This window comes from Kitasatospora sp. GP30, assembly GCF_029892145.1.
Classification (GTDB): domain Bacteria; phylum Actinomycetota; class Actinomycetes; order Streptomycetales; family Streptomycetaceae; genus Kitasatospora; species Kitasatospora acidiphila.
Genome location: NZ_JARZAH010000007.1, coordinates 36815 through 57506 on the forward strand (window position 1 = coordinate 36815; position 20692 = coordinate 57506).

Here is a 20692-nt window from a genome sequence, read left to right on the forward strand (position 1 = left end):
AACGATGGATGCCGGACATCAGCCGGACGTAGGGCCCCGGCATCAACCATTCGGTTGATGCCGGACCCGGAATGCGCCACGGGCGGGGGCGGTTCCAGTGGTCATGACTGACTTCCGGGACTCGGCGACCGTCCGCAGGATCCTCACCCAGAGCGGCGACACCTGGGCGATCGTCGGGCTGTCCAACAACGAACGGCGAGCCGCCTTCGGGGTCGCCAAGGTGCTGCAGCGCTTCGGCAAGCGGATCGTGCCGATCCACCCCAAGGCGGAGACGGTGCACGGCGAGCAGGGGTATCCGTCGCTGGCCGCCGTGCCGTTCCCCGTCGACGTGGTCGATGTGTTCGTCAACAGCGAGCTGGCCGGTCAGGTGGCCGACGAGGCGGTGGCGGCCGGCGCCAAGGCGGTCTGGTTCCAGCTCGACGTGATAGACGAGGCGGCCTTCGAACGCACCACGGCGGCCGGCCTGGACATGGTGATGGACAAGTGCCCGGCCATCGAGATCCCGCTGCTCGGCTGACCACCCGCGCCCCCGCCCGGGCGGCCGGCTGACGGCGGGTCGGCTCAGCCGTCCGGGCTCGGCGATCAGCCGTGCGGCTCGGCGCGATCAGCCGTCCAGCTCGGCCCGGGTGGCGATGGAGGGCCGCCGGGTGGTCCGCAGGTGGCGGGCCGTGTCCTCGGCAGCGCGCAGCACCCGCAGGGCGTTCTGCCAGGTCAGCTTGGCGAGGTCGGCCTCGGACCAGCCGCGGTCGAGCAGTTCGGCGATCAGGTTGGGGTAGCCGGAGACGTCGTCCAGACCGGCCGGGGTGTAGGCGGTGCCGTCGAAGTCGCCGCCGATGCCCAGGTGGTCGATGCCGGCCACCTCGCGCATGTGGTCCAGGTGGTCGGCGACGGTGGCCGCCGTGGTGACCGGGCGGGGCTCGCGCCCCTCGAAGGCGTGCAGCACCTCCATCGCCTCCGGAGTGTGGTCCAGCGGGTGGAACCCGTGGGCCTCCAGCTCCGCGGCGGCCTTGGCGGTCCACTCCCCGGCCCGGGCGTCGATGAACTTGGGCACGAAGATGGCCATCGCCACGCCCCCGTTGGCCCGCAGCTGGGCCAGCACGTCGTCCGGGATGTTGCGCGGGTGGTCGCTGACCGCGCGGGAGGAGGAGTGCGAGAAGATCACCGGTGCCTCGGTGACCCGCAGGGCGGCGCGCATGGTGTCGGGCGAGGTGTGCGAGAGGTCGACCAGCATGCCGAGCCGGTTCATCTCGCGGACCACCTCCTCGCCGAACCTGGTCAGCCCGCCGGCTGACGGCTCGTCGGTCGCCGAGTCGGCCCACGGCGTGTTCGAGTTGTGGGTGAGGGTCATGTAACGCACCCCGAGCTCGTAGAGCGCCCGCAGGGTAGCCAGCGAGGAGTTGATGCTGTGCCCGCCCTCGGCGCCCATCAGCGAGGCGATCCGCCCGTCCGCCCGGGCCGCCTCGACCTGGTCGGCGGTCAGCGCCAGCCGCAGCCGGTCCGGGAACCGGCCCGCCAGGGCACGCACGAAGTCGACCTGCTCCAGGGTTGCGCTGACCGCCTGATCGCCGGTCAGCTCGCAAGGCACGTAGACGGACCAGAACTGCGCACCGACCCCGCCGGCGGTCAGCCGGTCGAGGTCGGTGTGCAGGCGGTGCCGCTGGTCGGCCGCCAGATCGATGGCGTCCAGGTCGTAGCCGGCCTGCTCGCGCATCGCCCACGGCAGGTCGTTGTGACCGTCCACCACGGGCGCGGCGGCCAACAGGGCACGCGCCCTGGAAAGCTGTTCGGGAGGAGTCATCTCCCCATGGAACTACTTGGCGAAGCCGAAGGAGGTGGAACCCGCCACCTTGGCACGCAACTTCTTGCCCTTCTCGGTGGCCTGGGCGTTCAGGTCGTGCTGGAAGTCGACCATCTTCTCGGTCAGCTCCGGGTCGAAGGCGGCGACCATGCGCACCGCCAGCAGGCCGGCGTTGCGGGCCCCGGCCACCGAGACGGTCGCCACCGGCACCCCGGCCGGCATCTGCACGATGGAGAGCAGGCTGTCCATGCCGTCCAGGTAGCGCAGCGGCACCGGGACGCCGATCACCGGCAGCGGGGTGACCGAGGCCAGCATGCCCGGCAGGTGGGCGGCGCCACCGGCCCCGGCGATGATCGCCTTGAGGCCGCGGGTGTGCGCCTGCTCGCCGTAGGCGATCATCTCGCGCGGCATCCGGTGCGCGGAGAGCACGTTGACCTCGTAGGGCACCTCGAACTCGTCGAGCGCCTGGGCGGCGGCCTCCATCACCGACCAGTCGGAGTCGGAGCCCATGGCGATGCCGACGAGGGGAGTGGCGCTGTTCGTCATTCGGTGATGGTGCCTCTCAGGTAGGCGGCCGCGTGCCGCGCCCGCTCGCGCACGTCGTCGAGGTCGTCCCCGAAGACGGTGACGTGGCCCACCTTGCGGCCGGGCTTCACGTCCTTGCCGTACATGTGGATCCGCAGGCCCGGGTCGCGGGCCATGCAGTGCAGGAAGGCGTGGTACATGTCGGGGTAGTCGCCGCCGAGCACATTGACCATCACGGTCCACCGGGCGCGCGGGCGCGGGTCGCCGAGCGGCAGGTCCAGCACCGCGCGCAGGTGGTTCTCGAACTGCGAGGTGACCGCGCCGTCGATCGACCAGTGGCCGGAGTTGTGCGGGCGCATGGCGAGCTCGTTGACCAGGATCCGGCCGTCCCGGGTCTGGAACAGCTCGACCGCCAGGTGGCCGGTGATGTCCAGCTCGCCGGCGATCCGCAGGGCCAGTTCCTGGGCCTCGATCGCCAGCGCCGCATCCAGCTCCGGAGCCGGCGCGGTGACCTCGGCGCAGACACCGTCCTCCTGGAGGCTCTCCACCACCGGGTAGGCGACCGCCTGGCCGCTGGGCGAGCGCACCACATCGGCGGCCAGCTCGCGCACGAAGTCGACCTTCTCCTCGGCGAGCACCGGCACGCCGGCCAGGAACGGGGCCTGCGCCTGCTGCTCGTCGGCCACCACCCAGACGCCCTTGCCGTCATAGCCGCCGCGGACGGTCTTCAGCACCACCGGGTATCCGGAGCCCTCGCCCGCGAACGCGGTGACGTCGGCCGGGTCGGCGACCAGGCGGTGCCGCGGGCAGGGCACCCCGATGGAGTCCAGCTTGGCCCGCATCACGCCCTTGTCCTGGGCGTTGACCAGCGCGTGGGGGCCGGGGCGGACCACCACGCCGTCGGCCTGCAGGGCCTTCAGGTGCTCGATGGGCACGTGCTCGTGGTCGAAGGTGATCACGTCGCAGCCGGCCGCGAAGGCCCGCAGCGTCTCCAGGTCGCGGTAGTCCCCGAGGACGGTCTCGGCGACCACCTGGGCCGCGGAGTCCTGCGGGGTGTCGGCGAGGAGCTTGAAGCGGATGCCGAGCGGGATGCCGGCGTCATGTGTCATGCGGGACAGCTGGCCGCCGCCGACCATGCCCACCACTGGAAATTTCGCGCTGCCCGGAAAAGTCACAGTGCCAGGATATCCGGGCCGGTCGGGGCGGGTGCACCGGCGGGCGCGGGGGTGCGGCAGGGGCGCCCGTGGCCATCTCGCACGCTAGAGCTCTCATGACGAGCCGGTAGCCTGGATGGCCCAGTGTCAGGAATCAGGAGACCTCCTCGGATGACCAAGACCGGTGCACATCGACGCCCCTCCCCCGTCCAGCGGCTGCGCGGCGTCTCCGGAGAGGTTCTCCAGTTCGCGATAGTGGGCCTGGGCGGCATCGCCGTGAACTTCGGTGTCTCCAACGCCGTGCTGCACGCCACCCACTGGGCGCCGGTGCGCTGCTCGGTTATCGGCACCATCGTGGCGATCGTGGCCAACTACGTCGGCTACCGCTACTGGGTCTACCGGGACAGCGACGCCGCCTCGCGCCGCCGGGAGATCACCCTCTTCCTGGTGTTCAGCGCCATCGGCCTGCTGATCGAGAACGGCACCGTCTGGTTCACCACCTACTCGCTGGCCATGACCGGCACCCTCGCCTACAACGGCTCCAAGGTGATCGGCACCGGGATCGCCACGCTGTTCCGCTTCTTCTCCTACCGCACCTGGGTGTTCAAGACGATGCCCGAGCTGGCCGAGCCGACCGTGGTCGCCCAGGCCGAGCGGATCCTCGCCGACCAGCCGGTGCAGCAGTACAGCAACAGCTGATTCGGTCCGGAGTACAGCAACAGCTGATTCAGTCCGGCTCCACCACCGCGCTGCTGCGCGGCAGGAAGAGCGCGAAGACCGGCGGCTTGAGCGAGAGCAGCTCCAGCCGCCCGCCGTCCGCCTCCGCCAGATCGCGGGCCACCGCCAGGCCGATGCCGGTGGAGTTGCGCCCGCTGACGGCCCTTTCGAAGACCCGGTTGCCCAGCTCGGCCGGCACGCCCTGGCCTTCGTCCTGCACCTCCACCACCACCGAGCTGCCCGAGGGCCGCACCCGCAGGGTGACCGTGCCGCCGCCGTGCATCAGCGAGTTCTCGATCAGGGTGGCCAGCACCTGGGAGACCGTGCCCGGGGTGCCCATCGCGTGCACGTGGCTCAGCCCCTCGGTGACCAGCCGCCGCCCGGTGCCGCGCAGTGACGCCGACCACTCCTCGGCCTGCTGCTTGACCACCTCGTCGAGGTCGAAGCCGGCGGACGACGGGCCGTGGGTGTCGCGCTGGTTGGTGAGCAGCCGCTGCACCACGTCGGTCAGCCGCTCCACCTGCTGCAGCGCGATGGTGGCCTCCTCGCGCACCGTCTCCGGCTGGTGGGCCAGTGCGGTGATCTCCTCCAGGCGCATCGACAGCGCGGTCAGCGGGGTGCGCAGTTGGTGCGAGGCGTCGGAGGCGAGGCGCCGCTCGGCGGTGAGCATCCGGCCGATCCGCTCGGCGCTGCCGTCCAACACCTCGGCCACCCGGTCCAGTTCGGCCACCCCGTAGCGGCGGTCGCGCGGGCGCGGGTCGCCGGAGCCGAGCCGCTCGGCGGTCTCGGCCAGGTCGATCAGCGGGCGGGTCAGCCGGCGGGCCTGCCAGAGCGCCAGCGCCACCGCGGCCGCCACCGCCAGCAGCGCCACCAGCCCGATCAGCAGCAGCATGTTGGCGGTGTCGCGGTCCACGTCGTGGCGGGACTGCTCCACCGTCACCGTCTCACCGTGCGGGCCGGTCTCGGTGGCGCGCAGCGGCCGGCCGCCGGTCGGCTGGTCGCCGATGGCCACCGGTGGTTGGCCCGGCACGGTGATCTCGGCGTAGTCGCCCTCCACCACGCCGGTACCGATCCGCTCACCGGTGACCGGTTCGCCGGCCGCCAGCCGGGTCTCCACCAGGCCGAGCAGCCGCACCGCGGCCGCGTCCACCCGGTTCTGCGCGGTGCTGGTGATGGTCTGCTTCTCGACCAGGGCGAGCGGCACGCAGAACACCGTGACCACCACCAGGACCACGCCAAGGAGCGAGTTGATCATGCGGCGCTTCACAGCGGGTGGGTCCTGCTTCCCTGTCGACGGTCCGGCGCGGTGCGGACGCGCCGGCTCCAGTGGTGCGTCCGCTCTCCTCGAGTCAGCTCTCCTCGAGTCAGTTCTTCTCGAGTCAGCTCTCCTCGGATCAGTTCTTCTCGAACCGGAAGCCGACGCCGCGCACGGTGGCGATGTAGCGCGGGTTGGTGGCGTCGTCGCCGAGCTTCTTGCGCAGCCAGGAGATGTGCATGTCCAGCGTCTTGGTCGAGGTCCACCAGGTGGTGTCCCAGACCTGGCGCATGATGTCCTCCCGGGTCACCACCCGGCCGGCGTCCCGCACCAGCACCCGCAGCAGCTCGAACTCCTTGGCGGAGAGGGTGAGCTCCTCCTCACCGACCCAGGCGCGGTGCGACTCGATGTCGATCCGCACGCCGTGGGCGCCGGTGGAGAGCGAGTCGACGTTGCCGCGCCGCAGCAGGGCCCGCACCCGGGCCAGCAACTCGGCCAGCCGGAACGGCTTGGTCACGTAGTCGTCGGCACCGGCGTCCAGGCCGACCACGGTGTCCACCTCGTCGGCCCGGGCGGTGAGCACCAGCACCGGGCAGCTGCGGCCGTCCGCCCGCAGTCGGCGGCAGACCTCCAGGCCGTCCATCTCGGGCAGGCCGAGGTCGAGGACGATCAGGTCGACCTCCTCCTCCAGTCCCGCTTCCAGGGCGGTCGGGCCGTCCTCGCGGACCAGTACCTCGTAGCCCTCGCGACGCAGCGCACGGGCCAGCGGTTCGGAGATTGCCGGATCGTCCTCAGCGAGCAGCACACAGGTCATGGGGGCGATGTTAGTCGGCCCACGGCCCTGCGATCAGTCCCCGACCGCCCGGAGGACGGCGCACGCGCCCGGCGCGCGTCGCTCGAACGGCGCGAGGGCGACACCAGGGCGACGCGTCCGCTCATACGTATAAGCGGCCGGGGATACCTGTGAACTAGTTCACAGCGCGTAGCCGCCAAACCAAGATCAGATAACGGCCGGCCTTCGGCGCCACACCCGCAGCGGGCACAGATCCTCCGATTCGACCTTGTCTTCGAAGGATCTCTTGCTGCATTACCATCGATTTCAGCACCCAGTCGGGCCCGCCTTGATCTTTCTGTTATTCACCCGGTGTCTTTTGTACCGTCATGTCGTGGAATAACGCGACGTACAGTGGCTAAGTCCCCGCGGTACGCACCGCGGTGCCCCTGCCCGAGCAGCGAGCAGGACTACACCGTGTGAGCACGCCCCCGCCCACCATCCCCCCAGGGCGGGGGCGTTCCATACAGTCAGGCAAGGAACAACCACTGATGGCGTCAACCACCACCCTGGACGCCGGCCTCAAGCCGGGCGCTCCTTCTGGCGGCAAGACCTTCTTCGGGCACCCCCGAGGACTCGCCACACTCTTCATGACCGAGACCTGGGAGCGCTTCAGCTTCTACGGCATGCGAGCCCTGCTGGTGCTCTACATGGTCGCCGGCACCAACCACGGCGGCCTGGGAATGAAGGTCGCCCTGGCGACCGCGATCTACAGCGTCTACAACGCCATGGTGTACCTGCTCGCCCTGCCGGGCGGCTGGATCGCCGACCGCCTCCTCGGCGCCCGCAAGACCGTGGCGCTGGGCGGCACGATCATCATGATCGGCCACTTCCTGCTGGCCGTTCCGGTCGAGGCCAGCTTCTTCGTCGGCCTGGTCTTCATCGCGGTCGGCTCCGGCCTGCTGAAGGCCAACATCTCCACCATGGTCGGCCACCTCTACGACGGGCCCAACGACCCGCGCCGGGACGGCGGCTTCACCATCTTCTACATGGGCATCAACCTCGGTGCCTTCGCCGCCCCGCTGGTCATCGGCACCGTCGGCCAGAGCGTCAACTGGCACCTGGGCTTCGCCCTGGCCGGTATCGGCATGGCGCTGGGCCTGGGCCAGTACCTGCTGGGCAGCCGCCACCTGAGCGCGAAGAGCGACGAGATCGGCTCGCCGATCACCGCCGCCGAGAAGAGCGCGCTGCTGCGCAAGGGCGCCTTCTGGCTGCTGCTGGCCGCGGTCTTCTACGGCGTCGTCGTGGCGACCGGCCACTTCACCATCAACTGGGCGGTCTGGCCGCTGTCCATCGCCGGCATCGCGATCCCGGTGGCCGTCTTCGCCCGCTTCAAGCGGGACAAGGACCTGACCTCCGCCGAGCAGTCGAAGATCAGCGGCTACATCTGGTTCTTCGTGGTCGCCGCCGTGTTCTGGATGATCTACGACCAGTCCGGCTCCACGCTGAGCGTCTTCGCCGACGACAGCACCAACCTGTCGATCCTCGGCTACCACTTCCCGTCCAGCTGGTTCCAGTCGCTGAACCCGCTGTACATCATGGCGCTGGCCCCGGTCTTCGCCTGGCTCTGGGTCTGGCTGTCCCGCCGGGCCAAGAACCCCAGCACCACGATGAAGTTCGCCGTCGGCCTGCTGATGATCGGCGCCTCGTTCATCGTGATGATGCTGGCGATGGCCGCCGCCACCGGTGGCGTCAAGGTCTCGCCGCTCTGGCTGGCCCTGGTCTACCTGGTCCAGACCGTCGGTGAGCTGACCCTCTCCCCGGTCGGCCTCTCCGTCACCACCAAGCTGGCCCCGGCCAAGTACGCCAGCCAGATGATGGGTGTCTGGTTCCTCGCCGTCACCGCCGGTGACTGCGTGGCCGCCATCCTCCAGCTGGGCCTCGGCGACGCCACCGGCTCCACCTGGTACTTCGCGATCCAGGGCGTCGCCGCCCTGATCGCCGGTGTGGCCCTGGTGATGTACCGCAAGAAGGTCATCCGGCTCATGGGCGACGTGCACTGACGCACCGCGCCGCCACACGGCCGAGGGCCGGCACTCCAGCAAGGAGTGCCGGCCCTCGGCCGTTGCGCTGGTGGGTCACACCTCCCGGACCCCCGCGCGCCAGACGGCGGCGGTGAGGGGGACGCCGGGGCGGTAGGCGAGGTGGACCGGGGAGGGGGCGTCCAGGAGCAGCAGGTCGGCGCGGGCGCCGGGGGCGATCCGGCCGACGTCGGTGCGGCGCAGGGCGCGGGCGCCGCCGGCGGTGGCGGCGTGCACGGCCTCGTCCGGGGTCATGCCCATCTCGCGCACGGCCACCGCGATGCAGAAGGCCATCGAGCTGGTGAAGCTGGAGCCCGGGTTGCAGTCGGTGGACAGCGCCACGGTGGCACCGGCGTCGAGCAGCCGGCGGGCGTCGGGGTAGGGCGCCCGGGTGGAGAACTCGGCACCGGGCAGCAGCGTGGCCACCGTGGTCGAGTCGGCCAGTGCGGCGACGTCCGCGTCCGTCAGGTGCGTGCAGTGGTCCGCCGAGGCGGCGCCCAGCTCCACCGCCAGCTGCACGCCCGGCCCGTGGGTGAGCTGGTTGGCGTGCACCCGGGGGATCAGCCCGCGCTCCATCCCGGCGGTCAGGACCGCCCGCGCCTGGTCGCCGTCGAAGGCGCCGCGCTCGCAGAAGACGTCCACCCAGCGGGCGTGCGGGGCGCAGGCGTCCAGCATCTCCCCGGTGACCAGGTCGACGTAGCCCGCCGGGTCGTCGGCGAACTCCGGTGCCACCACGTGGGCGCCGAGGTAGGTGGTCTCCGGGGTGTGCGCCCCGGCGATCCGCAGCGCCCGGGCCTCGTCGGCCACGGTCAGGCCGTAACCCGACTTGCACTCCACGGTGGTGGTGCCCTGGCGCAGCGCCTCGGCAACGAACCGGGCCACGTTGGCGTCCAGTTCGGCGTCGGTCGCCGCCCGGGTGGCGGCCACCGTGGTGCGGATGCCGCCCGCGGTGTAGGCCTGGCCGGACATCCGGGCGTTGAACTCGGCGGTGCGGTCCCCGGCGAAGACCAGGTGGGCGTGCGAGTCCACGAAGCCGGGCAGCAGGGCCCGGCCGGCCGCGTCGAACCGCTGGTCGGCGGCGGGCGCGTCCGCGGCGGGTCCGGTCCAGGTGACCACCGAGCCGTCCAGCACCACGGCGGCGTCCTCGACGAGGCCGAGCAGCCCGGGATGTGACGGGTCGTTGGTGACCAGGGTGCCGATGTTGGTGATGAGCGTGCTGGTCATGACACCTTCAGGGCGGAGATGGAGGTCTGCAGTGCCGACGCGACGTCGGGCACCAGGGCGTGCACCCCGTCGATGACGATCTGCCGGCCGCCGACCACCACATGCCGCACGTCGGAGGCCGTGGCGGCGAACACGGCGGTCTCGACGCCGAGCCGCGGGGTGGGGCCGGTGGTGCGCACCGAGTCCAGTGCGAGCACCGTGAAGTCGGCCAGCGCCCCGGCCTCGATCCGCCCGGCCTCGGGCCAGCCGAGCGAGGCGTGCCCGTCCTCGGTGCCGGCCCGCAGCAGCGCGTTGGCGGTCCAGTGCCCGCGGGTGCGGCTGCGCAGCCGCTCGTTGAGCTCCAGCGCCCGGGCCTCCTCGAACGGGTCGATCACCGCGTGGCTGTCACTACCCAGGGTCACCGGGCAGCCGGCGCTGGCCAGTTGGCGGGCCGGGCCGATGCCGTCGGCGAGGTCCCGCTCGGTGGTCGGGCACATGCAGATCACCGTGGAGGAGTCGGACAGCAGCTTGATGTCCTCCTCGGAGAGGTGGGTGGCGTGCACCGCGCTGGTGCGCGGGCCGAGCACCCCGTGGTCGGCGAGCAGCCGGGTCGGGGTGACGCCGTGCGCGGTGAGGCAGGCGTCGTTCTCGGCGGTCTGCTCGGACAGGTGGACGTGCAGCGGGGCCTTGCGCATCGCGGCCCAGTGCGCGACGGTGCCCAGCTGCTCGGCCGGCACGGCGCGCACCGAGTGGATGGCCGCGCCGATCCGGGCGTGCTCCCGGGGCTTCAGCGCGGTGGCCCGCTCGGCCCAGGCGTTCGCGTCGCCGTCGCCGAACCGCAGCTGGGGCTTGGTCAGTTCGGCGCCGAAGCCGGCCGAGAGGTAGCAGGTGTCCAGCAGGGTGATCCGGATGCCGGCCCGGGCGGCGGCCTCGATCAGCGCCTCGCCCATCGCGTTCGGGTCGGCGTAGCGGGCGCCGCCCGGGGCGTGGTGCAGGTAGTGGAACTCGCCGACGGCGGTGATCCCGGCCAGCGCCATCTCGGCGTAGACCGCGGCGGCCAGCTCCAGGTAGCTGTCCGGGTCGAGCGCGGCGGCGAACCGGTACATGGTGTCGCGCCAGGTCCAGAAGGTGCCGGAGCCCACCTGAACGGTGCCGCGCAGCGCCCGGTGGAAGGCGTGCGAGTGGGCGTTGGCCTGGCCGGGCACCAGCAGGCCGGCCAGCCGGACGGCGCCGGGCGGGCAGGGCCCGCTGTCCGGCACCACCCGGGCGATCCGGCCGTCGGCGGCCACCTCGACCAGCACGTCCGGCTCCACCACCGGTCCGTTGACGTGCGGCAGCCAGGCGTGCTCGGCCCAGTACGTCTTCACTACTGACATGCCAGGTCCTCCAGTACGTCCGCCAGCGCCGACACACCCGCCAGGCAGTCGGCGAGTTCGGCGTGCTCGGCCGGCGAGTGCGACACGCCGCTCGGGTTACGTACGAACAGCATGGCGGTCGGAACGGCGGATGCCAGGATTCCGGCGTCGTGTCCCGCGCCGGTGGGCAGCACCGGGGCGCCGTGCAGGGTGCGGGCCAGCCGGTCGCGCAGCGGCCCGTCGAACTCCACCACGGGGGTGTAGGACTCGCGGACCAGCTCGACCTTGACCCCGTCCCGCTCGCCGCGCTCGGCGGCCGCCTGGTGGATCTGCTCGACCAGCTCGGTGAGGGTGGCCTCGTCGGCGGCCCGGGAGTCCAGCCAGCCGCGCACCAGGGAGGCGATCGCGTTGGTGCCGTTGGGCTCCACCGAGATCTTGCCGAAGGTGGCCAGCGCGCCGGCCAGCCGGGCCTTCTTGCGGGCCGAGAGCACCGTGTTGGCGTAGGTGAGCATCGGGTCGTGCCGGTCGTCCAGCCGGGTGGTACCGGCGTGGTTGGCCTCGCCGTGGAAGTCGAACCGCCAGCGGCCGTGCGGCCAGATCGCGGACGCGACGCCGACCGACTGGTCCTCGGCCAGGTAGCGGCCCTGCTCGACGTGGAGCTCCACGAAGGCGCCGATCCGACCGAGCCGCGCCGGGTCGGCGCCGATCGCGGTGGGGTCCTGACCGGCCCGCTCCATGGCGTCCGGCAGCCGGACCCCGTCGGCGTCGCGCAGCTCGAAGGCCTGCTCGGGGGTGAGCACGCCGGCGGCCAGCCGGGAGCCGACGCAGGCCACCCCGAACCGGGCGCCCTCCTCGTCGCCGAAGTTGACGATCGCCAGCGGCTTGGTGAACCGCGCCTCGCGCTCGCGCAGTCGGTCCAGGGCGGCGAACGACGAGACCACGCCGAGCGGGCCGTCGAAGGCGCCGCCGTCCGGCACCGAGTCCAGGTGGGACCCGGTGACGATCGCCCCCTCGCCCTGCGGGTCGCCCAGCCAGGCCCACTGGTTGCCGTTGCGGTCCAGCTCGTAGTGCAGGCCGCGGGCCCGGGCCTGCTGCTCGAACCAGGCCCGGCACTCGGCGTCGGCGGTGTTCCAGGCGTGCCGGCGGTAGCCGCCGGAGGCGGCGGAGCGGCCCACGGGGAGCAGCTCCGCCCACATCTCCTCGAAGCTCGGCAGCGTCACAGCTCGCCCATCGGCACGCGAACGCCGCGCTCGGCGGCGACCTCGGACGCGCGGTCGTAGCCGGCGTCCACGTGCCGGATCACGCCCATGCCCGGGTCGTTGGTGAGCACCCGGCGGATCTTCTCGCCGGCCAGCGGGGTGCCGTCGGCCACCGTGACCTGGCCGGCGTGGATCGAGCGGCCGATGCCGACGCCGCCGCCGTGGTGGATCGACACCCAGGAGGCGCCGGAGGCCACGTTGACCATGGCGTTGAGCAGCGGCCAGTCGGCGATCGCGTCGGAGCCGTCCAGCATGGCCTCGGTCTCGCGGTACGGGGAGGCGACCGAGCCGCAGTCCAGGTGGTCGCGGCCGATCACGATCGGGGCGGACAGCTCGCCGCCGGCCACCATGTCGTTGAACCGCTCGCCGGCCTTGTCGCGCTCGCCGTAGCCGAGCCAGCAGATCCGCGCCGGCAGGCCCTGGAAGTGCACCTTCTCCTGGGCCATCTTGATCCAGCGGTGCAGCGACTCGTTCTCCGGGAACAGGTCGAGCACGGCCTTGTCGGTCTTGTGGATGTCCTGCGGGTCGCCGGAGAGCGCGGCCCAGCGGAACGGGCCCTTGCCCTCGCAGAACAGCGGGCGGATGTACGCCGGGACGAACCCGGGGAAGGCGAACGCGCGGTCGTAGCCGGCCAGTTGGGCCTCGCCGCGGATCGAGTTGCCGTAGTCGAAGACCTCGGCGCCGCGGTCCATGAAGCCGACCATCGCCTCCACGTGCTTGGCCATCGACTCGCGCGAGCGCTGGGTGAACTCGGCCGGCTTGCTCGCCGCGTAGTCGGCCATGTCGTCGAACGCGACGCCGAGCGGCAGGTAGGCCAGCGGGTCGTGGGCGCTGGTCTGGTCGGTGACGATGTCGATCGGCGCGTCCATCGCGAGCAGCTGCGGGAACAGCTCGGCGGCGTTGCCCAGCAGGCCGATGGAGAGCGGCTGCTTCTTGTCCCGGGCGGCGGTGGCCAGCTCCAGGGCGTGCTCCAGGCTGTTCGCCTCGACGTCCAGGTAGCGGTGCTCGATCCGGCGGGAGATCCGGGACGGGTCGCAGTCGATGCAGATCGCCACGCCGCCGTTCATGGTGACGGCCAGCGGCTGGGCGCCGCCCATGCCGCCGAGGCCGGCGGTGAGGGTGATGGTGCCTTCGAGGGTCCCGTTGAAGCGCTTGTTGGCGACGGCCGCGAAGGTCTCGTAGGTGCCCTGCAGGATGCCCTGGGTGCCGATGTAGATCCAGGAGCCGGCGGTCATCTGGCCGTACATGGTGAGCCCGAGGCTCTCCAGGCGGCGGAACTCCTCCCAGTTGGCCCAGTCGCCGACCAGGTTGGAGTTGGCGAGGATCACCCGCGGCGCCCACTCGTGGGTCTGCATCACGCCGACCGGGCGGCCGGACTGCACCAGCATGGTCTCGTCCTGCTTCAGCCCGCGCAGGGTCTTCACCATCGCGTCGAAGGACCGCCAGTCCCGCGCCGCCTTGCCGGTGCCGCCGTAGACGACGAGCTTCGACGGGTGCTCGGCGACCTCGGGATCGAGGTTGTTCATGAGCATCCGCAGGGCGGCCTCCTGCTGCCACCCCTGGGCGGTCAGGCCCGTCCCGCGCGCCGCACGCACCTCGCGCGCACCGCTGATCTGCTGCTCCGCCATGGCGGCCTCCTTGCGGATGGATTCATTCAGGATTGAGCAGTCTGAATATATCCAATCAGCCCGGGGTCGGCCAGGGTCTGGCGGATTCGATCAGGACTGCTTTCCCCCAACCGGCAGGCGTGAATCCTGACGCTCCGTCAAGCCGCTTCCCCGCCACCCCAGTCGATGCCGATCTCGGCCAGCCAGGCGCGGTCGGCGGCGGCCGTGTCGGGCGGGTCGGCGGGGAGCATGGGGAGGGAGGGCGGGCGGGGGATCTCCTGGACGGGGCCCAGGCCGTAGGGCTCGCCGGGGTTGGCGGTGGCGCGGCCGGGGGTGGTCAGGCCGATGTGGACGGCGGTCTCGTCGCCCGGGTCCAGCACGGTGAGCGCGGGCGCGGGTGGCTCGGCCAGCGCGACCCGTCGGCCGCAGGTGGGGCAGGCCCATTCCAGGGCGCCGGAGGCGAGTCGGCCGACCTGCCTCATTTCATGGATCACCCGCACGGCGACACCCCCCGTTGGTTCCCCCGAGGGGATGCCCGGTTTACTCCAGGAACAGTCCTCGGGCCGCCGCGGACTGCTCGATCGCCTCCAACCGGGCTTCGGCGCCCGGCAGTTCGTCGCACATCGTCTGCAGCAGCACCCGCCCGAGCACCATGGGCGCACAGGCGGTGTCGAAGACCAGGCCGGTGCCCACCTCGGCGGGCAGCATCAGGTCGGAGAGCCTGGCCACCGGCGCGAAGGCGCTGTCGGCCACGGTGAGCACGGTCAGCCCGCAGTCCCTGGCCACCACGAGCGCGTCCATCAGCTCGCGCGGGTAGCGGGGCAGCGCGAAGCAGAGCAGCGCGCTGGCGCCGGCCGCGACGGCCTGCTCGATCCGGTCGGCGAGCATCGAGCCGCCCTCGTCGAGCAGCCGGATGTCGGGGTGCACCTTGGCCGCGAAGTAGGCGAAGCCGCGCGCCTGGGCGGAGGCGGCCCGCAGGCCGAGCACCGGCAGCGGCCGGGAGGCGGCCAGCAGCCGGGCGGCGCGCACGATCGGCTCCGGGTCGGCGAGGAGTTCGGCGAGCCGGCGCAGATGGGCGATCTCGGCGAGCACCGCCTGCTGGTGCTCGTTGCGCACCGCCTCCGTGGGGGTCTCCGGCGGGGCCGGCTCGCCGCCGAGCTCGCGCAGCCGCCGGCGCAGCGCCGGGTAGCCGTCGTAGCCGAGCGCCACCGCGAACCGGGTGACCGAGGGCTGGCTGACCCCGGCCAGCTCGGCCACCTCCACGCTGGACAGGAACGGCGCCTCGGCGGCGTGCCGGACCAGGGCGTGTGCGATCCGGCGCTGAGTGGGCGTCAGACGGTGGCCGTCGAACAGTTCGAGGAGTCGGGCGGACGGGCCCAGGGACGACTCGGTCATGGTGTGGGTCCCTTCGGGCGGCGGGTGTCCGGTCGACTGTGCAGGAGCGGATACTCGGACGGCAATGATGTTCTCGTATACCGGGACGAGCCCGACGGCGGGGTGCCCTCAGGGATGACCCTGATTTACCCCTGGGAGACTCCGTTCCGGCTGGACCGCCCGGCTGTCCGGACGCCAGCCTGGTGGCATGCAGTCTCAGCCTTCCGAGGTCCGCCGTGACCTCGACGCCGCCCTGGAGGCCCGCCGCGAGCTGGGCCCGGAGTACGAGTCCGAGCTGATCGACTCGTTCCTGGCCCGGGTCGACGCCCGGCTGGACGCCCGGGTCGAGCAGCGCGTCGCCGAGCGGCTGGCCGAGAGGCCGGCCGATGTGGAGCCGCGCCGCCGGTTCCGGCCCGGCGGCGGTTCCAAGCTGCCGTACTTCTCGCTGGTGCTGGCGGTCCCGCTGACCGGGATCGGCATGGCCGTGATGAACGGCATGGGCCTGGTGATCGCCTGGGCCGGGATCGTCGGGGTCAACCTGGCGGCCTCGCTCGGCCACCGGCTGGAGCGCGAGGAGCGCCGGGGCGGCGCCGCGCGGAGCGAGTGGGCTTGAACGGCTCCCGTTCCGCGCGGCTGCCCGGGGCTCAGGCCAGCGGCCCGGTGACCGTCTCGACGGCGCGGACCAGCTCGCCGGAGGCGACCAGGGCCTCGGCGGCGGCCAGGTCCGGCGCCAGGAAGCGGTCCCGGCCGGCCCCGCCGACCCCGGCCGCGCGGGCGGCGGCCAGCGCGGCGGCGGTGCCGGGCGCGAGGTGCGCGTCGGAGTCGGTGGTGCGGATCTCCAGCGCCCGGGCGGCGGCGGTCAGCTCGACGGCCAGGATCCGGCCCAGGTTGTCCACCGCCTGGCGGAGCTTGCGGGCCGCGGACCAGCCCATCGAGACGTGGTCCTCCTGCATCGCCGAGGACGGGATGGAGTCCACCGAGGCCGGGTTGGCGAGCCGCTTGTTCTCGCTGACCAGCGCGGCCTGGGTGTACTGGGCGATCATCAGACCGGAGTCCACGCCCGGGTCGTCGGCCAGGAAGGCCGGCAGGCCGTGCGAGCGGGCCTTGTCCAGCAGCCGGTCGGTGCGGCGCTCGGCGATCGAGCCCAGGTCGGCGGCGGCGATGGCCAGGAAGTCCAGCACATAGGCGACCGGGGCGCCGTGGAAGTTGCCGTTGGACTCCACCCGGCCGTCGGGCAGCACCACCGGGTTGTCGACCGAGGCGGCCAGCTCGCGCCCGGCCACCGTGCGGGCGTGCGCCAGGGTGTCCCGGCCGGCGCCGGCCACCTGCGGGGCGCAGCGGATCGAGTAGGCGTCCTGCACCCGCGGGGCGTCGTCCTGGTGGTGGCCGGTCAGCCCGGAGCCCTGCACCACGGCGAGCATGTTGGCGGCGCTGAGCGCCTGGCCCGGGTGCGGGCGGATCGGCGCGTGCAGCTCGGGCGCCAGCACCTTCTCGGTGCCGAGCAGCGCCTCCATGGTCATCGCGGCGGTGATGTCGGCGGTGGTGAACAGCCGGGAGAGGTCGGCGATCGCCATCACCAGCATGCCGAGCATGCCGTCGGTGCCGTTGATGAGGGCCAGGCCCTCCTTCTCCAGCAGCTCGACCGGGGTGATGCCAGCCTCGGCGAGCAGCTCGCCGGCCGGGCGCTCGGCGCCGTCCGGGCCGTAGGCCAGGCCCTCGCCCATCAGCACCAGGGCGCAGTGCGACAGCGGGGCGAGGTCGCCGGAACAGCCGAGCGAGCCGTACTCGTGGACGACCGGGGTGATCCCGGCGTTCAGGATCGCGGCCATGGTCTCGGCGACCAGCGGGCGCACCCCGGTGCGACCGGAGGCCAGGGTCTTCAGGCGCAGGAACATCAGCGCGCGGGTGACCTCGCGCTCCACCACCGGGCCCATGCCGGCCGCGTGCGAGCGGACCAGCGAACGCTGCAGCTGGGCCCGCAGCTCGGGGCTGATGTGGCGGACGGCGAGCGCGCCGAAGCCGGTGGAGACCCCGTAGACCGGGCGCGGCTCGGCGGCCAGCGCGTCGATCCGGGCCCGGGAGGCGGCCATCTCGGCGAGGGCGTCGGGGCCCAGCTCGATCCGGGCGTTGCCGCGTGCCACGGCGAGCACGTCCTCGGCGGTGACGTCGGCCTTGCCGACCTGAACAAGCGGCGCGTCGGCGGCCGGAGCACTGTGCATATCCATATGCACTATCAGATCAGCTGAATGAAGATATGACAACCGGGTCTTGTGCAACGATCCGGGTTGTCAGGACTGTCCGCGCGGACCCGGTCAGGACGGCGGCGGCGAACACGGCCCCGCCAGCGCCACCGCCACCAGCGCCCGCAGCGCGGGCGCGATCTGACCCAGCGGCAGCGTGGCGTCGTCGGCGAACAGCTCCACCAGCCAGCCGCCCGCCGCGTTCGCCCCGCCCGCGGCCGCCATCCCCCGGTAGCCGCCGACCACCAGCACCGCCTCCTCCGCCGGGTCGTTGCCCGCCGCCCCGGTGCGCAGCGCGAAGCTGCCGCCGCCCACCGCCCGCCGGGTGAGCGGGTAGTGGTCCAGGTCGAAGACCGCGTCCGGGGCCTCGATCCGGGCCCTCCCCCAACCTCCGGCCGGGGGGACCCCCTGGCTCTCCGCCCGCCGGGCCGCCGATGGGGAGACCGAGTGCTCGCCCTCGGTGCCCGGGCCGCTGGTCAGCCGGAACACCGCGTGCTGGGCGGTGTGCATCCGCCGGGAGCCCGGCGGTACGTAGGAGATCCACCAGGCCACCGCGTCCAGCAGCCGGGCCGCCGTCTCGGCGACGGCGGCCAGCCGGCCCAGCGTGTCGGCCGGATGCAGGGTGCGCGGCCCGCCCTCCTCGTCCAGCGCGGCCAGCACCGCGGTGAGCAGCTGGCCCGGGTCGGCGCTGTGCGCGGCGCCGCGGAACCGCCGCCGGTCGCCGTGCGGCCCGCGCACCGGGCCGGCCCCCGGGCGCCAGCGCCCGTCCGTGCGCCGCTGCTCCGCCGAGTCGGCCAGCAGCACCGTCGGGTCGGGGGCCAGCCCCGGGCCGTGGCTGCGCCCGGCCACCACCGGATGCGCGGCGCGCGCCGCCTTGGCCCGGTACTGCGCGGCGTCGGCCAGCCGGAACAGCCGGTCGGGGGTGGAGACCGGGCCGATCGCGTCCCCGGTCGAGGCGACCCCGCAGGCCACCCCCTCGCCATCGGCCAGCTGCAGCGCGCGGGTGCACAGCTCCTCGGCCACCGCGACCACCTCGTCGGCCTTCTGGCCCTGCGCCAGCAGGCAGAACTCGTCCCCGCCGAGCCGGGCGGCGAGCGAGCCGGGCAACTTGGCACCGGCCATCGAGAGCTGGTTGGCGAACCGCTGCAGCAGCCGGTCACCCATCTCGTGACCGTGCCGGTCGTTGATCCGCTTGAGGCCGTTGACATCGCAGACGACCAGCGAGACCACCGAGCCGTCCTGGTTGTGGACGGCCAGCGCGGCCTCCAGCTGGGCGTCCACCGCGCGCCGGTTGGCCAGGCCGGTCAGCGGATCGGTGAAGGCCAGCCGGCGCAGGTCGGCCAGCCGCTCGGTCTGCGCCAGGCCGGCCGAGATCTGCGCGGCCAGCAGGGTCGCGTACTGCGTGTCGGCCTCGGTGAAGACCGGCAGCTCGGCGGTGCGCGCCAGGTACAGCTCGCCCCAGGCCTGCCCGTGCAGCACGATCGGCGCGACCAGGCAGCAGGAGCGGCCGCGCCGGCGCAGCCCGGCGGCGCGGGCCCGGGCGAACGCGGCGGCGGCCGGGTGCGCGTCGGCGCCGAAGCCGGCCTTCCCGACGGGCGCCCCCTCGGGAGTCTCAGCAGTCTCGGCGGTCTGCACCCAGGCCCGGGGCAGCCGGCCGGTCGTCCAGTGCTCGTCGAGGTAGGTGACGATCTCCGGGAAGTCCGCGACCGGATAGGACTCGTCCTCTGGGATCTCCTCCTCGCCGGCCGCCAGCGCGCCGTGGTTGACCAGCACCCGCAGCCGCCCCGACTCGCGGTCCCAGACCGAGACGGCGGCCATGGTGGCGTCCAGCGCAGCGGTGGCCCGGACGGCGGCGGCCCGCACGGCCTCCAGCGCGCTCTGCGCCCCGGCCATGTCCTGGGCCAGCTCCACCACCGCCTGCAGGCGCCGGTCGAGCCCACTCGCCGTCACCTGAGCGGGGGCACTGTCGGGGTGTTCCAGGTCCGCCATCACGGGACCAGAGTAGGGCGAATTGATCGAAATCGGCCCGAAATCCAGCAGACTGCCAGAGCGGTTGCGGCCCGGCGCCGCTACCCCGCCGCCGACCTGATCCAACGGGTCAGCAGCCACGGCTCGACCAGGCCGAGCCCGCGGACCGGGCGGCGCCACATCGCCTGCAGGTGGAAGCGGGTCCGGCCGGGACCCGGCTGCTGCGGACCGACCACGCCGAGCGGCGCCCCGGAGGCGGCCGCCAGTGCCTCGGCCAGCTGCGACTGGGCGGATCCGGTGCCGTCCGTCGCGCCGCTGGTGGCCGCCCCGGCCTGCTCCAGCGCGGCGGCGAACTCGCCGTCGATCAGCACCGCGTCCCGCTGCGCGATCGAGGTGAGCCGACTGGCCAGGTTGACCGTGGTGCCGAAGACGTCGCCCATCCGGGAGGTGACGGTGCCGAACGCCATGCCGACCCGCAGCGCCGGGATGGAGTCGTCCTCGGTGAGCGTCTCCACCAGGCTGAGCGCGATCTCGGCGGCGGTGACCGGATCCTCGGAGACGAACAGGATCTCGTCGCCCAGCGTCTTGATCAGCCGACCGCCCTGGCCGGCGATCAGATCGGCGCAGGTCGACTCGAAGGTCTCCACCAGCGAGCCGAGCTCCTCCTCCTCCAGCCGCCGGGAGAGCCGGGTGAAGCCGACCAGGTCGGCGAAGCCCACCGCGAGCCGGCCGCTGGTGATCTCGGTGTCCTCGGCGGCCTGCACCACCCGGCCGGTGACCGCGGCCAGCTGGCGCCGCCAGACGTAGACCAGGAACTGCTCCAGCTCCGGCAGCAGCAGCTCGACCAGCGGATATGCCACCTCGGCCCGGGTCAGCCCGGGCTCGGCGGCCTGGGTCAGGTTCTCCAGGAAGGTGTCCATCTGCCAGCCGGCCAGCCGCGAGGTGGTCTGGCCGGTGGAGCGGGCCACCTGGATCGCCATCGACTCGTTGATCAGCCCGGACTCCACCAGCCCGGCGAGGCGGCGCAGCGCGATCACGTCGCCGTCGTTGAGCGCCCGGGACTGGCCGATGTCCGGAAAGCCCATGGCCCGCCAGAACCGGGTGGCCAGCTCCATCGGCACCTCGGCGGTGCGGGCCGCCTGGTAGGGGGTGTAGCGGCGCGGCGCCCCCAGGATCAGCTCCTCCAGGTCGAGCGCCACAGTGGCGTCCGCGTCCTCGGAGCCGCCGTTGCCGCGCGCGTCCTCCTGCGACGCGTGCCCGTCGTCGTCTGCCACCGGTCCGTCCCCGTGCGGTCGCACTTGCCGTAGATCCCATCTGCGGTGAGCCGGCCGCCGCCCGGCGGACAGTGGCGCGCCTCACACCGTGCCAACGGGAATCGTCGCAC

At 72.8% G+C, this 20692-nt stretch carries 17 protein-coding genes and 1 pseudogene; 4 read left to right on the top strand and 14 right to left on the bottom strand.

The window, feature by feature from the left end:
* Window positions 1-103: 103 nt before the first annotated feature.
* A complete protein-coding gene (locus P3T35_RS13465; protein WP_101381529.1) occupies window positions 104-517 on the top strand; it encodes a CoA-binding protein in 414 nt (137 codons plus the stop codon).
* Between the two features lie 87 nt (window positions 518-604).
* On the opposite strand, the gene P3T35_RS13470 is transcribed toward P3T35_RS13465, so the two are convergent.
* Genes P3T35_RS13470 through P3T35_RS13480 form a run of 3 tightly spaced genes read right to left on the bottom strand, consistent with a single transcriptional unit; the run spans window position 605 to window position 3498 of the window.
* Window positions 605-1798, bottom strand: coding sequence for a dipeptidase (locus P3T35_RS13470; protein ID WP_101381528.1), 1194 nt, complete (start codon window positions 1796-1798; stop codon window positions 605-607).
* Between the two features lie 12 nt (window positions 1799-1810).
* Window positions 1811-2344, bottom strand: coding sequence for a 5-(carboxyamino)imidazole ribonucleotide mutase (purE, locus tag P3T35_RS13475; RefSeq protein WP_101381527.1), 534 nt, complete (start codon window positions 2342-2344; stop codon window positions 1811-1813).
* Entirely contained in the window at window positions 2341-3498 is a 1158-nt protein-coding gene (locus P3T35_RS13480) for a 5-(carboxyamino)imidazole ribonucleotide synthase (protein ID WP_280706045.1), read from the bottom strand. The genes purE and P3T35_RS13480 overlap by 4 nt, the downstream gene beginning before the upstream one ends.
* Window positions 3499-3648: 150 nt before the next feature.
* On the opposite strand from P3T35_RS13480, the gene P3T35_RS13485 reads away from it, so the two are divergent.
* Window positions 3649-4176 carry a GtrA family protein gene (locus P3T35_RS13485; RefSeq protein WP_101381525.1) on the top strand — a complete coding sequence of 176 codons (528 nt, stop codon included), beginning with the start codon at window positions 3649-3651 and terminating at the stop codon, window positions 4174-4176.
* 28 nt (window positions 4177-4204) lie between these two features.
* Here the strand turns inward: P3T35_RS13485 and P3T35_RS13490 are convergent, their stop codons facing one another.
* Window positions 4205-5461, bottom strand: a complete 1257-nt coding sequence (locus tag P3T35_RS13490; protein ID WP_101381524.1) for an ATP-binding protein — start codon at window positions 5459-5461, stop codon at window positions 4205-4207.
* Between the two features lie 127 nt (window positions 5462-5588).
* Window positions 5589-6263, bottom strand: coding sequence for a response regulator transcription factor (locus P3T35_RS13495; protein ID WP_101381523.1), 675 nt, complete (start codon window positions 6261-6263; stop codon window positions 5589-5591).
* 509 nt (window positions 6264-6772) lie between these two features.
* Between P3T35_RS13495 and P3T35_RS13500 the strand changes: the two genes are divergently transcribed.
* Window positions 6773-8284 carry an oligopeptide:H+ symporter gene (locus P3T35_RS13500; RefSeq protein ID WP_101381522.1) on the top strand — a complete coding sequence of 504 codons (1512 nt, stop codon included), beginning with the start codon at window positions 6773-6775 and terminating at the stop codon, window positions 8282-8284.
* Between the two features lie 75 nt (window positions 8285-8359).
* Here the strand turns inward: P3T35_RS13500 and hutI are convergent, their stop codons facing one another.
* The 6 genes from hutI to P3T35_RS13530 form a co-directional block, all read right to left on the bottom strand.
* Window positions 8360-9526, bottom strand: coding sequence for an imidazolonepropionase (gene hutI, locus P3T35_RS13505; RefSeq protein WP_101381521.1), 1167 nt, complete (start codon window positions 9524-9526; stop codon window positions 8360-8362).
* The gene (locus P3T35_RS13510; RefSeq protein ID WP_101381520.1) at window positions 9523-10881 is read right to left on the bottom strand and encodes a formimidoylglutamate deiminase; all 1359 of its coding nucleotides are present in this window, start codon (window positions 10879-10881) and stop codon (window positions 9523-9525) included. Before P3T35_RS13510 ends, hutI begins: the two co-directional genes overlap by 4 nt.
* Window positions 10872-12056, bottom strand: coding sequence for an allantoate amidohydrolase (locus tag P3T35_RS13515; RefSeq protein WP_101385155.1), 1185 nt, complete (start codon window positions 12054-12056; stop codon window positions 10872-10874). The genes P3T35_RS13510 and P3T35_RS13515 overlap by 10 nt, the downstream gene beginning before the upstream one ends.
* Before the next feature lie 20 nt (window positions 12057-12076).
* A complete protein-coding gene (gene hutU, locus P3T35_RS13520; RefSeq protein WP_101385154.1) occupies window positions 12077-13732 on the bottom strand; it encodes a urocanate hydratase in 1656 nt (551 codons plus the stop codon).
* 152 nt (window positions 13733-13884) lie between these two features.
* The gene (locus P3T35_RS13525; RefSeq protein ID WP_101381519.1) at window positions 13885-14208 is read right to left on the bottom strand and encodes a hypothetical protein; all 324 of its coding nucleotides are present in this window, start codon (window positions 14206-14208) and stop codon (window positions 13885-13887) included.
* 58 nt (window positions 14209-14266) lie between these two features.
* Window positions 14267-15121, bottom strand: a complete 855-nt coding sequence (locus P3T35_RS13530; RefSeq protein ID WP_101381518.1) for a MurR/RpiR family transcriptional regulator — start codon at window positions 15119-15121, stop codon at window positions 14267-14269.
* Window positions 15122-15308: 187 nt separating this feature from the next.
* On the opposite strand from P3T35_RS13530, the gene P3T35_RS13535 reads away from it, so the two are divergent.
* Window positions 15309-15713, top strand: coding sequence for a hypothetical protein (locus tag P3T35_RS13535; protein ID WP_101381517.1), 405 nt, complete (start codon window positions 15309-15311; stop codon window positions 15711-15713).
* A 31-nt stretch (window positions 15714-15744) separates the two neighbouring features.
* On the opposite strand, the gene hutH is transcribed toward P3T35_RS13535, so the two are convergent.
* From hutH to P3T35_RS13550, 3 genes and pseudogenes are all read right to left on the bottom strand, one after another.
* On the bottom strand, window positions 15745-17319 hold the full coding sequence (gene hutH / locus P3T35_RS13540) for a histidine ammonia-lyase (RefSeq protein WP_101381516.1): 1575 nt from the start codon (window positions 17317-17319) through the stop codon (window positions 15745-15747).
* 762 nt (window positions 17320-18081) lie between these two features.
* A pseudogene (locus tag P3T35_RS13545) lies at window positions 18082-19233 on the bottom strand (sensor domain-containing diguanylate cyclase); the annotation flags it as partial.
* Window positions 19234-19409: 176 nt separating this feature from the next.
* On the bottom strand, window positions 19410-20582 hold the full coding sequence (locus P3T35_RS13550) for an adenylate/guanylate cyclase domain-containing protein (protein ID WP_280706057.1): 1173 nt from the start codon (window positions 20580-20582) through the stop codon (window positions 19410-19412).
* Window positions 20583-20692 lie beyond the last annotated feature (110 nt).

Bases quoted from the DNA above. Each gene is read 5' to 3' on its own strand.
- P3T35_RS13535 (WP_101381517.1), top strand. From the start codon at position 15,309: ATGCAGTCTCAGCCTTCCGAGGTCCGCCGTGACCTCGACGCCGCCCTG.
- hutH (WP_101381516.1), bottom strand. From the start codon at position 17,319: ATGCACAGTGCTCCGGCCGCCGACGCGCCGCTTGTTCAGGTCGGCAAG.
- P3T35_RS13495 (WP_101381523.1), bottom strand. From the start codon at position 6,263: ATGACCTGTGTGCTGCTCGCTGAGGACGATCCGGCAATCTCCGAACCG.
- P3T35_RS13470 (WP_101381528.1), bottom strand. From the start codon at position 1,798: ATGACTCCTCCCGAACAGCTTTCCAGGGCGCGTGCCCTGTTGGCCGCC.
- P3T35_RS13515 (WP_101385155.1), bottom strand. From the start codon at position 12,056: ATGTGGGCGGAGCTGCTCCCCGTGGGCCGCTCCGCCGCCTCCGGCGGC.
- P3T35_RS13510 (WP_101381520.1), bottom strand. From the start codon at position 10,881: ATGTCAGTAGTGAAGACGTACTGGGCCGAGCACGCCTGGCTGCCGCAC.
- hutI (WP_101381521.1), bottom strand. From the start codon at position 9,526: ATGACCAGCACGCTCATCACCAACATCGGCACCCTGGTCACCAACGAC.
- P3T35_RS13500 (WP_101381522.1), top strand. From the start codon at position 6,773: ATGGCGTCAACCACCACCCTGGACGCCGGCCTCAAGCCGGGCGCTCCT.
- purE (WP_101381527.1), bottom strand. From the start codon at position 2,344: ATGACGAACAGCGCCACTCCCCTCGTCGGCATCGCCATGGGCTCCGAC.
- P3T35_RS13465 (WP_101381529.1), top strand. From the start codon at position 104: ATGACTGACTTCCGGGACTCGGCGACCGTCCGCAGGATCCTCACCCAG.
- P3T35_RS13530 (WP_101381518.1), bottom strand. From the start codon at position 15,121: ATGACCGAGTCGTCCCTGGGCCCGTCCGCCCGACTCCTCGAACTGTTC.
- P3T35_RS13485 (WP_101381525.1), top strand. From the start codon at position 3,649: ATGACCAAGACCGGTGCACATCGACGCCCCTCCCCCGTCCAGCGGCTG.
- P3T35_RS13525 (WP_101381519.1), bottom strand. From the start codon at position 14,208: ATGAGGCAGGTCGGCCGACTCGCCTCCGGCGCCCTGGAATGGGCCTGC.